The sequence below is a fragment of the Streptomyces sp. 3330 genome, assembly GCF_031456635.1.
In the GTDB taxonomy this organism is placed as follows: Bacteria; Actinomycetota; Actinomycetes; order Streptomycetales; family Streptomycetaceae; genus Streptomyces.
Map to the genome: position 1 here is coordinate 24,189 of NZ_JAVDVA010000022.1, position 14,288 is coordinate 38,476.

Annotated in this window: 11 protein-coding genes and 1 pseudogene; all 12 read left to right on the forward strand. The window is 71.8% G+C overall.

Going from position 1 to position 14,288, the window contains the following annotated elements; all coding sequences use genetic code 11:
• Nucleotides 1-114 precede the first annotated feature (114 nt).
• The gene (locus tag J2X68_RS30230) at nt 115-1,131 is read left to right on the forward strand and encodes a LacI family DNA-binding transcriptional regulator (RefSeq protein WP_310435775.1); all 1,017 of its coding nucleotides are present in this window, start codon (nt 115-117) and stop codon (nt 1,129-1,131) included.
• A gap of 197 nt (nt 1,132-1,328) precedes the next feature.
• Complete coding sequence (locus tag J2X68_RS30235; RefSeq protein WP_310435776.1) at nt 1,329-2,576, forward strand: extracellular solute-binding protein; 1,248 nt, start codon at nt 1,329-1,331, stop codon at nt 2,574-2,576.
• Between the two features lie 21 nt (nt 2,577-2,597).
• Nucleotides 2,598-3,584, forward strand: coding sequence for a sugar ABC transporter permease (locus J2X68_RS30240; RefSeq protein WP_310435777.1), 987 nt, complete (start codon nt 2,598-2,600; stop codon nt 3,582-3,584).
• On the forward strand, nt 3,581-4,408 hold the full coding sequence (locus J2X68_RS30245) for a carbohydrate ABC transporter permease (RefSeq protein WP_310435778.1): 828 nt from the start codon (nt 3,581-3,583) through the stop codon (nt 4,406-4,408). Before J2X68_RS30240 ends, J2X68_RS30245 begins: the two co-directional genes overlap by 4 nt.
• An 81-nt stretch (nt 4,409-4,489) precedes the next feature.
• Complete coding sequence (locus J2X68_RS30250) at nt 4,490-6,250, forward strand: MGH1-like glycoside hydrolase domain-containing protein (RefSeq protein WP_310435779.1); 1,761 nt, start codon at nt 4,490-4,492, stop codon at nt 6,248-6,250.
• 15 nt (nt 6,251-6,265) lie between these two features.
• Nucleotides 6,266-6,740 (forward strand): annotated as a pseudogene (locus J2X68_RS30255) (glycosyltransferase family 2 protein); the annotation flags it as partial.
• A gap of 508 nt (nt 6,741-7,248) precedes the next feature.
• Nucleotides 7,249-9,459: a DEAD/DEAH box helicase gene (locus J2X68_RS30260; RefSeq protein WP_310435780.1), complete on the forward strand. Its 2,211-nt coding sequence runs from the start codon at nt 7,249-7,251 to the stop codon at nt 9,457-9,459.
• A 228-nt stretch (nt 9,460-9,687) separates the two neighbouring features.
• Nucleotides 9,688-10,647 carry an ABC transporter ATP-binding protein gene (locus tag J2X68_RS30265; RefSeq protein ID WP_310435781.1) on the forward strand — a complete coding sequence of 320 codons (960 nt, stop codon included), beginning with the start codon at nt 9,688-9,690 and terminating at the stop codon, nt 10,645-10,647.
• Complete coding sequence (locus J2X68_RS30270; RefSeq protein WP_310435782.1) at nt 10,644-11,438, forward strand: ABC transporter permease; 795 nt, start codon at nt 10,644-10,646, stop codon at nt 11,436-11,438. The genes J2X68_RS30265 and J2X68_RS30270 overlap by 4 nt, the downstream gene beginning before the upstream one ends.
• A 158-nt stretch (nt 11,439-11,596) precedes the next feature.
• Nucleotides 11,597-12,535, forward strand: coding sequence for an ACP S-malonyltransferase (locus tag J2X68_RS30275; protein WP_310435783.1), 939 nt, complete (start codon nt 11,597-11,599; stop codon nt 12,533-12,535).
• The gene (locus J2X68_RS30280; RefSeq protein ID WP_310435784.1) at nt 12,522-14,051 is read left to right on the forward strand and encodes a class I adenylate-forming enzyme family protein; all 1,530 of its coding nucleotides are present in this window, start codon (nt 12,522-12,524) and stop codon (nt 14,049-14,051) included. Before J2X68_RS30275 ends, J2X68_RS30280 begins: the two co-directional genes overlap by 14 nt.
• A complete protein-coding gene (locus J2X68_RS30285; protein WP_310435785.1) occupies nt 14,032-14,286 on the forward strand; it encodes an acyl carrier protein in 255 nt (84 codons plus the stop codon). The genes J2X68_RS30280 and J2X68_RS30285 overlap by 20 nt, the downstream gene beginning before the upstream one ends.
• Nucleotides 14,287-14,288: the final 2 nt, after the last annotated feature.

A 14,288-nucleotide genomic window follows, 5' to 3' on the forward strand; every position in this document is an offset into this window, starting at 1 on the left:
AAGAAGTGTCGTGCCGGGTATTGACAGCCGTCCGGCTTGTTCCTAACTTCACTTCACGCGAACCGGTTCGACGACCGGGCTGGTTCTCGAACCGGTTCGAAGAAGGAGTTCTCCGTGAACATCGGTGAGATCGCCCGGCGGGCCGGTGTCTCGCGGAGCACCGTGTCCTACGCGCTGAGCGGCAAGCGCCCGGTCTCGGACGACACCCGCCGGAAGATCCAGCAGGTCATCGACGAGTTGGGCTACCGCCCGAACGCCAGTGCCCGCGCCCTGGCCAACGGCCGGACCAGCACGATCGGCCTGGTCTTCCCGCCGGCCGGCAACCACTACACCGGCATGCAGCTGGACTTCATCGGCAGCGTGGTCGAGGCCGCCGCGGCCTACGACTACGACGTGCTGCTGTCTCCCAGCGGCGTGGACAGCGACCGTTCCTTCCAGCGGCTGCTGGGGGAACGGCGCGTCGACGGCGCGATCCTCATGGAGATCAGGCTCGCGGACGACCGGGTCGACCACCTGGCCGAGCTGGGCTTCCCCTCCGTCGCCATCGGCCGCACCGCCAACCCGGAGGGCGGCTGGTGGGTGGGCCTGGACCACACCGCGCTGGTGGAGGCGTGCGTCCACCACCTGGCGGACCTCGGCCACCGCAGGGTCGCCTTCGTCAACCGTCCCGAGCAACTGATGCGGGCCGGATACGAGTCCGCGCACCGTGGCCTGGACGGCTTCACCAAGGCCGCTGCCGAACGCGGGCTGACCGTGCGGACGTACAACTGCGGGGACGACGCCGCCTCGGGGCAAGCGTGCCTGGAACGGATCCTGCGGGACGACCCGGCCACCACGGGGCTGGTCACGCTGAACGAGGCCGCGCTCGGCGGTCTCTACCGGGGGCTCGCCCAGGCGGGCCGTCATATGCCGCGCGACTTCTCCGTCACCGGGGTCGTCGCCGGCCGGTGGGCGGAGACGGTGACACCGCAGCTCACCGCCGCCGACGTACCGGCGGAGCAGATGGGCCGTCTCGCCGTCGACCTCCTCGTCGAGCGGTTGGACGACCCCGGGGCTTCGGCCCGGAACCACCTGCTCGCACCGCCGATCTCCCTGCGGGCCAGTACCGGGCCCGTCTTCGGTACCTCCTGAGGCCGAAGACTCCGGCCTCCCGACCCCACCGCACTCCCGACCACGGCCCACGGGCGCACCGCCCACCACGACTCACGGGCATCTCCGTTCCAGCGCACCGAGCACCCGCATCCTTCACAGACGCCGTTCGGCGTGCTCCGGCCTTCCCCCGTCATCCCTCTCACAACACGCCCGTGCCAAAAAGCGAAGGACCTGCCATGCACAGCACCTCCAGACAACGCCGTCTGACCGCCGTGGCCCTGACCGCCCTGGCCGTGGCCGTCAGCGCCAGCGCCTGCTCCTCCGGCTCGGGCAGCTCCGGATCGAAGGACGCCGTCAGCGGCACGTACACGGTCTGGGACCCGTACCCGCAGTTCGCCAAAGGCTCGGACTGGGCGAAGCTGCTGGACCAGTGCGGCACGAAGGCGGGCGTGAAGATCAAGCGGACGGGCTTCGACACCAGCGACCTGGCCAACAAGACCCTGCTGGCGGCCCAGCAGGGCAACTCCCCGGACGTCCTCATCGTCGACAATCCGGTGGTGTCGACCCTCGCCGAGGCGGGTGTGCTCACCACGACCGACGACAACAAGCTGGACACCTCCAAGACCGATGCCAACCTGCTCGCGGCCGGCCAGTCCGGCGGCAAGACCTACGGCACACCGATCGGCGCCAACACCCTGGCCCTCTACTACAACAAGGAGGTGCTGAAGAAGGCCGGTGTGGACATCTCCTCGGTCAAGGACTGGGAGTCGCTGACGGCGGCGCTGGCGAAGGTCAAGAAGGCGGGCAAGAAGGGAATCACCTTCTCGGCGATCGGTACCGAGGAGGGCAGCTTCCAGTTCCTGCCGTGGTTCTGGGGCTCGGGCGCGAAGCTCACCGCACTCGACTCCGCGCAGGGCGTCACCGCACTGTCCCTGTGGAAGGGCTGGCTCGACAAGGGCTACGCCCCGAACTCGGTGCTCAACAACACCCAGACCACCAGCTGGCAGGAGTTCGCCAGCGGTGACTACGCGTTCAGCGAGAACGGCACCTGGCAGCTCGCCAACGCCAGGAAGGCCGGCTTCGACTACGGGGTGATTCCCGTCCCCGCCGCCGAGGGCGGCAACGCCGCGGCCCCCACCGGTGGCGAGTTCGTGACCATCCCGGTCCAGAAGAACTCCGCCCGCTACGGCACATCCCAGAAGCTGGTCACTTGCCTGACCAGCGGCGACGCCCTCTACAAAACCGACACCACACTGTCCTACGTGGCCCCCACCAGCGAGGTCCAGGACAAGCAGGTGGCCGCGAACGCCGACCTGAAACCGTGGGTCGACGCGGTCCGGGCGGCCAAGGGCCGTACCAGCGACGACCTGGGCACCAAGTACCCGAAGATCTCCGAGCAGATGTGGAAGGCCGTCCAGGCCGCTCTCAGCGGCTCCAAGTCGCCCAAGGACGCGCTGTCCGAGGCCCAGTCGGCCGTCAAGTAACCAGGGATTCGCGGTCCACAGATGAACGACACGAAACAGTTCTCGGACCGCCGGTCCGCGCACGACCGGGTCGGGTGGGCGGTCACCGCCCCCCCGACCCGGGCCCCCGCGCGAGAACGGCGCCGTCCGGCCTCCCCGCAGTGGGCCGCCTGGGGCTTTCTCGCCCCGGTCACCCTCTACCTCGCCCTCTTCTACGCCTATCCGCTCTACCGCAACCTCGACCTGAGTCTGCGCGACTACACCGTCCGCTCCTTCGTCCAGGGCGACGCGCCGTTCACGGGCCTGGCGAACTACCGCCAGGTCCTCGACGACCCGGTCTTCGCGCCGGCCCTGCTGCATACCGCGGTCTTCACCGCCGTGTGCCTGGTCTTCCAGTACGCCGTCGGGCTCGCCCTCGCGGTCTTCTTCAACCAGAACTTCCGGCTCTCGGCCACGCTCCGCGCCCTGTTCCTGGTCCCGTGGCTGCTGCCGCTGATCGTCTCCGCCTCCACTTGGTCGTGGATGCTCAACAGCGACTCGGGTGTGGTCAACGCCGTCCTGCACGCCGTCGGCATCGGGCCGGTGAACTGGCTGACCTCGCCGTCCTGGTCGCTCGCCTCGGTGATCATCGCGAACATCTGGATCGGCGTCCCCTTCAACCTGGTCGTGCTCTACAGCGGTCTGCAGTCCATCCCCGGATCGCTGTACGAGGCCGCCGCCCTCGACGGCGCGGGCGCCTGGCGGCGCTTCTGGAGCATCACCTTCCCGCTCCTGCGCCCGGTGTCCGCGATCACCCTGCTGCTGGGCCTGGTCTACACGCTCAAGGTCTTCGACATCATCTGGATCATGACCAAGGGCGGCCCGGCGGACTCGTCGACCACCTTCGCCACCTGGTCCTACCAGCTCGGCTTCGGCAATCTCCTGCCGGCCTTCGGCCCAGGTGCGGCCGTCGGCAACCTGCTCGTGGTCGCGGCTCTGGTGTTCGGCCTGATCTACGTCCGAGTCCAGCGAAAGCAGGCGCTGTCATGAAAACGGGCGTTGTCACGAAGACAGGCTGGAAGACGGCCGTCGGCCTGCTGCTGACCGGGGTCATGCTCTTCCCGGTCTACTGGATGATCAATGTGTCCCTCACCCGCGACCAGGACATGCGCAAGAGCCCGCCGGACCTGTTCCCGACCCACGGCACCCTGGCCGGCTACCGCACCGTCCTTGACGAGCAGTTGCCTTACCTCGGCACCAGCCTCGTGGTCGCCCTCGGTACCGTCGTGCTGACCGTGGCCCTGGCCGCGCCCGCCGGCTACGCCCTGGCCAAGCTGCGTCCACGCGGCGGCGGCCTGCTGAGCTTCGTCCTGCTGGCCGCCCAGATGATCCCCGGGATCATCATGGCGATGGGCTTCTACGCCATCTACCTCCAGCTCGGCCTGCTCCAGTCCGTGCCCGGCCTGATCGTCGCCGACTCCACTCTGGCCGTCCCCTTCGCGGTGCTGATCTTCACCGCGTTCATGTCGGGCATTCCCGGCGAGCTGCTCCAGGCCGCGCAGATGGACGGAGCGAGGGCCCTGCGGACCTTCTGGTCGATCGTCCTGCCGATGAGCCGCAACGCCGTCGTCACGGTCTCGTTGTTCGCCTTCCTGTGGTCCTGGTCCGACTTCGTCTTCGCCAACACCCTGGTCAACGGCGGCGCCCAGGAGCCGATCACGCTCGGCATCTACCACTACATCGGCAACAACAACCAGGAGTGGAACGCCATCATGGCCACCGCCGTCGTGGCGTCACTGCCCGCCGCGGTCATTCTCGTCCTCGCCCAGCGCTATGTGGCGGCCGGTGTGACCGCCGGCGCCGTCAAGGACTGAGTCCCCCGACCCGCCACGCCGACCGGCGCTCTCCCGCGCCGGCCGGCCGGAACCCCCTGATCGAGAAACGAGTCACACCACATGACCGCCGCACTGTCCGGCCCGGCCTTCTCCGTCCACGACATCCCGTTCAGCGCGTACGGATCCTGGTTCGACATCTCGCCCGTGATCGCGGAGAAGACGTATGCCGAGGACCTCCACCTCGTCTCGCACCAGAACGGCATGCACGGTGTCCTGCGCCTGGTCCCCCTGGACCCGGTGGGAGGCGGGCGGGCCGAGACCCGCGTCGAGGCGATACCGGGCCTGCTCAGCTGGGTCGGCGAGAGCGGGCGCGTCGAGCTCGCCTATGAGGCCCCGGACACGGTACGCCTTAGGGGCGGCGGCCTGGACTTCGGCGTCCTCGCCGCCGTACGGACTCTCACCCCGTTCAGCGGAACGTACTTCTTCCACGACCCGGCCGCGAACGCGCACGTCTTCACCTCGTACGAGACCGGCCGCCGCTACCGGGTCACCGTGCTGTCCGGCACCCTCGCGGACACGCCCGGAGACCAGGCCCTGGGCGGTAGCGACCGCGGTGTCACCGTGACAGCGGAGGCGGATGGCGGCTGGGAGGTCGCGGTCGAGGAACTCGACACCGCTCGCCCGCCCTACGCGTCCTCGGCGTCCTTCGACGACATCGCGTCGGCCGCGCGGGGAGCGTTCGCGGCTTTCGTGGACGCGGTGGCGCCCTGGCGTTCGGAAGCCACCCCCGCCGCCGAACTCGCCGTCTACGTCGTCTGGTCGGCGACCGTGGCGGCGAAGGGCCTGGTCACCCGGCCGGGCGTGCTGATGTCCAAGCACTGGATGGACAAGGTCTGGAGCTGGGACCACTGCTTCAACGCCGTCGCCTTGGCGTCGGGTGCGCCGGAGCTGGCCTGGGACCAGTTCCACCTGCCCTTCGACCACCAGGACGAGAGCGGCGCCCTGCCGGACTCGGTCACCCACTCCGAAGTCCTCTACAACTTCGTCAAGCCGCCCATCCACGGCTGGGCCTTCGGCCACCTGCGGCGCAGTCTGCCGACCCCTGTGGGCCGGGCCGAACTGACCGAGGTGTACGAGCGCCTGGAGCGCTGGACCGGCTTCTGGCTCACCGCGCGGCGCGCGCCCGGCGCCGAACTGCCCTACTACCAGCACGGCAACGACAGCGGGTGGGACAACGCCACCACCTTCGACCCCGGGCGGGTGGTCGTCACCGCGGACCTCACCGCCTTCCTCGTCCTGCAGCTCCGCGAACTCGCGGCGTTGGCGCGAGAGTTGGACAGACCGGACGAGGCGAGCCGGTGGACGGGGGTAGCCGAGGAGATCCAGACGGCTCTGCTCGACCAGCTCTGGACCGGAGAGAGGTTCGTCGCGCGCTCGGCCGGTACCGGGGAGACCTGGAGCAGCGCCAGTCTCCTCGACCTGATGCCCATCGCGCTGGGCGAGCACCTGCCCGGCGAGGTCACCAGCGCGCTGGCCGACCACATCAAGGCCCACCTGACCCCGTACGGCCTCGCCACCGAGCTGACCACCTCCCCGCACTACTTGGCCGACGGCTACTGGCGCGGCCCGATCTGGGCCCCCGCCACCGTCCTCGTCGAGGACGGCCTACGCCGCGCCGGCCACCTCCGGCTGGCGGACGACATCAGCGCCCGCTTCCGCGCCCTGTGCGAGACCCATGGGTTCGCCGAGAACTTCGACGCCCTGACCGGCACCGGCCTGCGCGACCGCGCCTATACGTGGACCGCGAGCAGCTACCTCCTCCTCGCCCGTGACCACCACCTCCGCCTTGCGGGCACCGGGACCGACGACACCGTCGCCTGACCCGCGGGCGAGAACCCAGGACCGAGTCGGCTCCCAGGACCGGCACTCGGCTCCTTCCTGGCCGCGGCGACGGTACTGCGCGCCGACGCCTTCAGGGCCGCGGGCGCTTCCACCCCCGACTGTGGCTCGGCGGCGAGGAGAAGCATCTCGCCGGTGACCTCGCCGCCGCCGGCTGGTGGCGGACCTACGCCGAACACTTGACGGCCCGTCATCAGCCGTCGGTCGTCAGGGACGCCACAGTGCGCCAGGGCCACGGGATCCGCAACACGCTGTGGTTCACCTGGCTGCGCCGGCCGCCCGTGCTGCGCCACACCGTGCAACTGGCCCTCACGGTCCCGCGGGACATCGTGTCCCTGCGGGCCTTCGCCGAGGCCGCTGCCCTGCCGTGGGTGCTGCGCGAACGGCGTGTGCTGCCGATCGAGGTCGAGTCCCGCTACGGCTCCTGGAGGTCTTTCAATGTCGGTCGACCGCCCGCCGGTACACGGGCTGAGCGGGGCCGCGTCATGGGCGGCCCCGCTTCACAGCGAGATGCAACCGGTGGTTTCAGTCGGCCTTCCCGGGTCGTTGGTCCTTCGGGCCGCGGACGGCGACATATATGGAAGTCCCACAGACTTCATACATGTGCGGGTGCTGTCGGCTAGCGTTTGCGGTCTTGGTTCTTCTCGTACGTTGTCGCGGCACCCGTGTTGGATCGGTGCTGGATGACGGCGCATTTTCGCAGGTCGAAGCTTTGTGGCTGAGTTCCGCTTCAACGTGTAGCGGGTGACGCGTCACCCGCAGGGGCCCGGCTCTTCGGAGCCGGGCCCCTGCCGTGTTCCGGGCCACGGGTCGAGCGGGGGCTCGGCGGTGGGCCGGGGGCCGACGGGCGAGGGGGCGAGGGGGAGGGACGGGGGTGGAGGGACGGGGGCTGTGACGGGCTCGGCGGACGGTGGTGGCGAGGCGTCGGGGTCCGCCGGGTGCGGGGAACGGCCGTCGAGGGCCGGGGCCGCGGTGGGAGGATGCGGGGAGGCGGGAGAGGGGCGGGAAGCGTGGGGCGTGGCGAGCGGGACGTGGTCGCGAGGGGAGCGCGACTGGCCGAGGCGGCGCGGGCGGTGGTCGGCGACCACGCGAGGGCGGTGGACGCGGTACGGGCGGCGCTGAAGCCGATCCACGACGCGGCGGTGCAGCGGGAGCTGGCGGCCATCCCCGTCGCCCGGTTGCAGGACGTCACCGAAGGGCGGTTGCGGCTCGGCAGCGTCGAGAAGAGCGGGCTGCGCACCGTCGGCGACGTGCTCGCGGCGGGCCCCTACCGGTTGCGGCAGATCGCCGGTGTCGGGCAGCGCACCGTCGATCAGATGCTGGCGGCCGCGCGGCGGCTCTCGGAGGCCGTGCACGAGACGGTGGCGGTGCACGTCGACGTGGACCGGTGGGAACCGCGCACCACCGCGCTCGTCGTCGCCCTGCACGTACTGGTCGAGGCAGGCCCGGACACGCGTCGCGCGGTCGGCAGGGCCACCGAGGTGTCGGAACGGCTCGATCCGCTGCTCGCCGACGCCCGGCCCGCCGCCGGACGCGTCCGGATGCTTCTGGCGGGCCAGGAGAAGAGGGCCCGCGCGGTGCGGGCGGTCGCCGCGATCCGGTCGCTGCTGGGCGAGGCGGAGCGGGCGGACCTGCCGGAACTGCTGGCCCAGGCGTCGGTGGACCTGCTGCGAGGACCTTCGTCGGACCTCGCCGCCCAGGTGGATTTCGAGCTCCGTTCCGCCGAGTACTACAGCCTGCTCGCCGAGCTCTCCGGGCGGCTGTCGGACGAGGCCGCCGCCGAGGGGTTCCTGCCCGACGAGATCGCCGACCGGGTGCGGAACCAGCCCCTCGACGACGCGCACCGCCGGGTCTCCCTGCGCGGCTACCAGGCATTCGGCGCGCGGTTCGCGCTGGCGCAGCGCAAGGTGATCCTCGGGGACGAGATGGGTCTCGGGAAGACCATCCAGGCGATCGCCGTGCTGGCGCACCTGGCCGCCGAGGGGCAGAGCCATTTCCTGGTCGTCTGCCCGGCCAGCGTCCTGGTGAACTGGACCCGTGAGGTCGAGGCCCGCAGCGCTCTGCGCGTCATGGTGCTGCACGGCCCCGACCGGCACGACGCGTTCGCCGACTGGAAGGGGAGGGGCGGGGTCGGGGTGACCACGTTCGACGCGCTGCGCGGCTTTCCCGCGCCGGGCGGCGGGGAGGTCGGGCTGCTCGTGGTCGACGAGGCGCACTCCGTCAAGAACCCGAAGGCCAAGCGGTCCCAGGCGGTCGCCCTGTGGGCGGAACGCTGCGGGCGCACCCTCTTCATGACCGGAACGCCGATGGAGAACCGGGTCGTGGAGTTCCGCAACCTGGTCCGGATGCTCGACGGCGGCGTCGCGGACGCCCTCGGTGAGCGGGACGCGCTGGCCGGATCGGTCGCCTTCCGCAAGGCCGTGGCGCCGGTCTATCTGCGGCGCAACCAGGAGGACGTGCTGACGGAACTCCCCAGTCTCCAGCGGACCGACGAGTGGGAGGAGCTGAGCGCGTCGGACGAGGAGGCGTACCGGGAAGCCGTGCGCCTGGGCAACTTCATGGCGATGCGCAGGGCCGCGTACCGGCGCCCCGAGAAGTCGGCCAAGCTGGAACGGCTCCGGGAGATCGTTCAGGAGGCCGCCGAGAACGGGCAGAAGACGGTCGTCTTCTCCTATTTCAAGGACGTGCTGGGCGTGGTCCAGGAGGCTCTCGCGGCCGCGGCCACCGACGGCGTCACGCTGTTCGGGCCGCTCACCGGAGGCGTCCCGGCCGGGCGGCGCCAGCAGATCGTCGACGACTTCGCCGACGCCCCCGGGCCCGCGGTGCTGCTGGCGCAGATCCAGGCGGCGGGTATTGGCCTCAACATGCAGGCCGCGTCCGTCGTCGTCATCTGTGAGCCCCAGATCAAGCCGACCATCGAACACCAGGCGGTGGCCCGCGCCCATCGCATGGGCCAGGTCAGGCCGGTGCGTGTGTACCGCCTCCTCGCCACCGGGGGCGTGGACGAACGCCTGGTGAGGATGCTGGAGGCCAAGACCCGGCTGTTCGACGCCTACGCCCGGCGCAGCGCCGTGGCCGAGGCCTCCCCGGACGCGGTCGACGTGTCGGACACCGAACTGGCGCGCCGGATCGTCGAGGAGGAGCAGGCGCGCCTCGGCATGGCGCGGGAGTCGCTCACGGCGGGGGAGTGAACGCCCCCGCCCCGCGGCGGTCGCCGGCCGGCCGGCGCGGGGCGGGGTGAGTTCGTCGGGGTCCGGGGCGGACGCGCAGGGGCCGCGAGGCCGGCGACGGGGAGGGCTCTTTTCGGCCGTCCCGGGGCCCGATAGGGCAGGGATAGCCGCTTCGGTTCGGGCGGATAGCGGGGCGCGCAAGAGTGTTTCTCGTCAAGCCACCCCCCACCGGATCGTGAGGACCTGAAGATGACCGAAACCCAACTCCGCCCGGCGTCGGGGGAGGTGACGTCACCGGATGCCGCCCGGCTCAGCTCGGTCGTGAAGCGGTTCACCAACGCCAAGGGCGAGGAGTTCACCGCTGTCGACGGGCTGGACCTGCGGATCCGGCGCGGCGAGGTCGTGGCGTTTCTCGGACCGAACGGCGCGGGCAAGACGACGACGATCGACATGCTGCTGGGACTCACCCGGCCCGACTCGGGACAGGTGGAGCTGTTCGGCGAGGCGGCCCGGCAGGCGGTGCGCGCCGGTCGCGTGGCGGCGGTCCTGCAGAGCGGCGGGCTGCTGCCCGACCTGACCGTCGAGGCCACGGTGCGGATGCTCGGCTCGCTGCACCCCGGCGCGGACCCGGAGACCGTGATGAGCAGGGCCGGCGTCTCCCGGCTGCGGGACCGCCGGGTCTCCGAGTGCTCGGGCGGCGAGCAGCAGCGGCTGCGGTTCGCGATCGCCCTGCTGTCGGACCCCGAGTTCCTGGTGCTGGACGAGCCGACCGCCGGGATGGACGTGGCGGCCCGCCGCGAGTTCTGGGCCACCGTCCGCGAGGACGCCCGGCACGGCATGACGGTCCTGTTCGCCACGCACTACATGGAGGAGGCCGACCGGTTCGCCGACCGCGTCGTGATGGTCGACCGGGGGAGGGTCGTCGCCGACGGGTCCGCGTCCTCGATCCGCGCCCGCATCAGCGGCCGTACCGTCTCCGCCCTGATCAGCCCGCAGGACGCCGCCGCGGTCGCCGACTCCGCGTCCGTCCGCTCGGTGGCGGTCCGCGGCGAGCGCCACTACTTCGACGCCGCCGACTCCGACGCCCTGCTGCGGCTGCTCGTCACCCGCACCTCCGCCACCGAGATCGAGGTCGCCCCCCGGAGCCTCGAAGAGGCCTTCATGGCCCTCACGCAGCACGGCCGCACCGGCCAGGAGGACCCGCGATGACCACCTTGACCGCGCCGCCCGGCCGCCCGCGCGCCTCGTCCTTCAGCGGAGTCAACCCCACCTTCCTCCGCTACGAACTGGCCCGCCGCTTCAACCGCCAGACCACGATCTTCACCCTCCTCCTCCCGGCCGTCCTCTACCTCGCCCTGTTCCGTACCGCGCCGGCCCACGGCACGCTGCCGCACGGCAACTTCGCCGCCTGGATGATGATCGGCCTCGCCGTGTACGGGGCCGCGATGGCCGCCACCAGTTCCGCGGCCACCATCTCGGTCGAGAAGTCGGCGGGCTGGATGCGCACGATCGCGCTGAGTCCGCTCGCCCCGCCCGGATACCTGCTCGTCAAGGTCCTGTGCTCGGTGGTGACGGCCGCCGTGCCGGTGGCCATCGTCGGAGTGCTGGGCCTCCTCACCGGCGCGCACGCCGACGCCGAGGTGTGGGTGACGTCCCTGGTCGTCGCCTGGCTCGGGGCCGCGGTCTTCGCGGCGCTCGGCATCTCGCTGGGCCTGGCCCTCAAGCCCGACGTCGTGATGCACATGCCGGGGCTGACGATGACCGCGCTGGCCTTCCTCGGCAACCTGTTCATCCCGCTGAGCGGCACCATGCTCGAGATCTCGCGGTACACGCCGATGTACGGCGTCTCCACCCTCGCCCGCTACGCCCTCACCGACGGCTACAGCTTCAGCGGCGAGCACTCCAGCCTGGCGGGCGCCGTCTTCAACATCGTCGCCTGGTTCGCCGGCTTCGGCTTCATGGCCGTCCGCCGGTTCGCGAGGAGCACCGGCCGCCAGTAGCGGCGGCCACCGGGCCCGCACCTCACCGCGCCGCCCGTCGGCCCACCGCCTTCCTTGCCTTCGCCTCCCGTCCCACCTCGTCCCATCCCATCCGCATCCCACCGCCCGCCGGCCCGAGCGCCGTGCGACGGGCTCCACACGAAAGGGGGAGAGAACACATGTTCGCAATCATGGCGCCGGGTCAGGGCTCGCAGACCCCTGGCATGATGGCCGGCTGGCTGCGCGACCCGGTCCACGCCGAGCGCGTACGGGCCTGGTCCGAGGCCGCGGACTGCGACCTCGTCCACTTGGGCACCCGGGCCTCGGCCGCGGAGATCGCCCGGACCGAGAACACCCAGCCGCTGCTGGTCGCCCAGGGCCTGCTGGCCCACGAGGCGCTGGCGGCGGCGGGCGCCGCGGTCGCGGCCGGACACTCGGTCGGCGAGCTCACCGCAGCCGCCTGGGCCGGAGTCCTCACGCCCGTCGACGCGGTGCGGCTGGCCGCGGTCCGCGGCCGGGCGATGGCCGCGGCCTGCGCCGAGGCGCCCACCTCGATGGCGGCCGTGGTCGGCGGCGACGAGGCCCGGGTGCTGGAGCGGATCGCCGAACTCGGCCTGTACGCGGCCACGTTCAACGGTCCCGGTCAGATCGTGGCCGCCGGGCTCGCCGAGGACCTCCAGCGGCTGGCGGCGGCGCCCCCGCCCGAGGCGACCGTCAAACCCCTGCCGGTCGCGGGCGCCTTCCACACCCCGTACATGGAGTCCGCGCGGCAGGCCTTCGCCGCCGCGGCCGCCGCGACCGCCTTCGCGGCACCCCGCGGGGCCCTGCTCTCCAACGCGGACGGCGAGGTCGTCGCCGACCCCGAGGCGGTCCGCCGGCGGCTCGTCGACCAGGTGGTCCGGCCGGTGCGCTGGGACCTGTGCCTGCACACCCTCGCCCGCCTGGCGCCCCGGCTGACGCTGTCGCTGCCGCCCGCCCGCACCCTCGCCAACATCCTCAAGCGCCGCCACCCCGAACTCGACGTCCTCCCCGTCAACACGGCCCGCGACATCGGCAAGGCCCTCGTGCGCGTCGGTGAGAGCGCCGGTAAGGAGGAACCCGCCCATGCTGGTGTCTGACCTCTTCGAGCGCGCCCGCGCCGAACGCCCCGGCCACCCCGCGGTCGTCGACGGCGACGGCGTCCTCACCTACGCCGAACTCGGTGCGGACGTCGACCGCGCGGCCGGCTGGCTGCGGGCCCAGGGCATCGCCCCCGGGCAGCGGGTCGTCCACGCCGGTGGCAACGACCGCACCTTCCTCGCCCTCTTCCACGCCACCCTCCGGATCGGCGCCGTCTTCGTCCCCGTCCACCCCGACCTGACCGACCTCCAGATCGGCGGCATCGTCGAGGACTGCTCGGCGGCCCTGGCGATCTGCCCGCCCGGCGCGGGAGAGCGGGCCGGCCGGACCGTCCCGGTCGGACAGGCCCGGCAGGAGATCCGGGACGCCCCCGCCGACGGCTGTGCCGCCCGGGTGCCGGACGACGCCGTGGCGATGCTGATCTACACCTCGGGCACCACCGGCCGCCCGAAGGGCGTCGTCTGCCCGCACCGGCAGATGATCGCGGCCGTCGAGGCCGTGGGCGCCTGCCTCGGCTACACCGCGGACGACGTGGTGCTGTGCCGGCTCCCGCTCTCCTTCGACTACGGCCTCTACCAGGCCCTGCTCTGCGCCCGCACCGGCGCCACCCTCGTCCTCGCCGAACGCGGCGGCGACCGGGGCCTGTTGCGGACGATCGAGCAGCACGGCGTGACCGTCGTCCCGCTCGTGCCCTCGCTGGCCCAGATGCTGGCCCTGCTCCAGAGCAGGCTGCGGCGGCCCACCGGGGTGCGCCTGTTCACCAACACGGGCGCCCGGCCGGGCCGGGCCGTCATGGCCGAACTCCTCGACGTCTTCCCGGGATCGGCGTTCGCCTCGATGTACGGCATGACCGAGTGCAAGCGCATCTCGATCCTCGACCCCGCCGAGTACGCGGCCCACCCCGACTCGGTCGGGCGGCCGATCCCCGGCGACCGGGTCCGGATCGTCGACGGCGCCGGGCGGGAGCTCGGCCCCCGCGAGGTCGGCGAGATCGTCGTGGGCGGCGCCACCGTGATGGCCGGCTACTGGGGCGTCCCGCTGGAGGCGCAGAACCGCTACGTCCGCGGCGCCGACGGCGAACTGGAACTCCACACCGGCGACCAGGGCTGCCTCGACGAGGACGGCCGGCTCTACTTCGTCGGCCGCGACGACGACATGATCAAGCGGCGCGGGATCCGCCTCGGGCTGACCGAGATCGAGGACGCCGCCGAACGGATCCCCGGCGTGATCGCGGCGGTGGCGCTCCGGCCGGAGACCGAGGACGCGCCCCTGCGCCTGGTCGTGCAGACCTCCCTCACGCCCGAAGAGATCCGCGACGGGCTGCGGCGGAGCCTCGACCGGGCCCGGCTGCCCGACCGGATCGTCCCCGTCGACGCCGTACCGCTGACGCCGAACGGCAAACCGGACCGCAAGGCGGCCGAGCTGCTGGTCCGCGCCGACGACCCCCGCCCCATCGGACAGACGACACGACAGCCCACACAGACGAGGACCACCCATGAACCAGTCGCAGTTTGACCAGCTCGTCGAGGAGATCTGCGCCGTGACGGTCACCGACCCGCAGACCCCGCTCGTGGACCTCGGCGTGGACTCGCTGCAGACCATCGCCCTGGTGATGGCCGTCGAGGAGCGGTACGGCATCGAGATCGACCCGGAGGCGCTCGCCGACCCGGCGCTCACCTCCTCGGCCGGCCTGCTGGCCTGCGTACAGGACCAGTTGGCCGCCGCGCTGCCGGCCAGAACCGGGAGCTGACC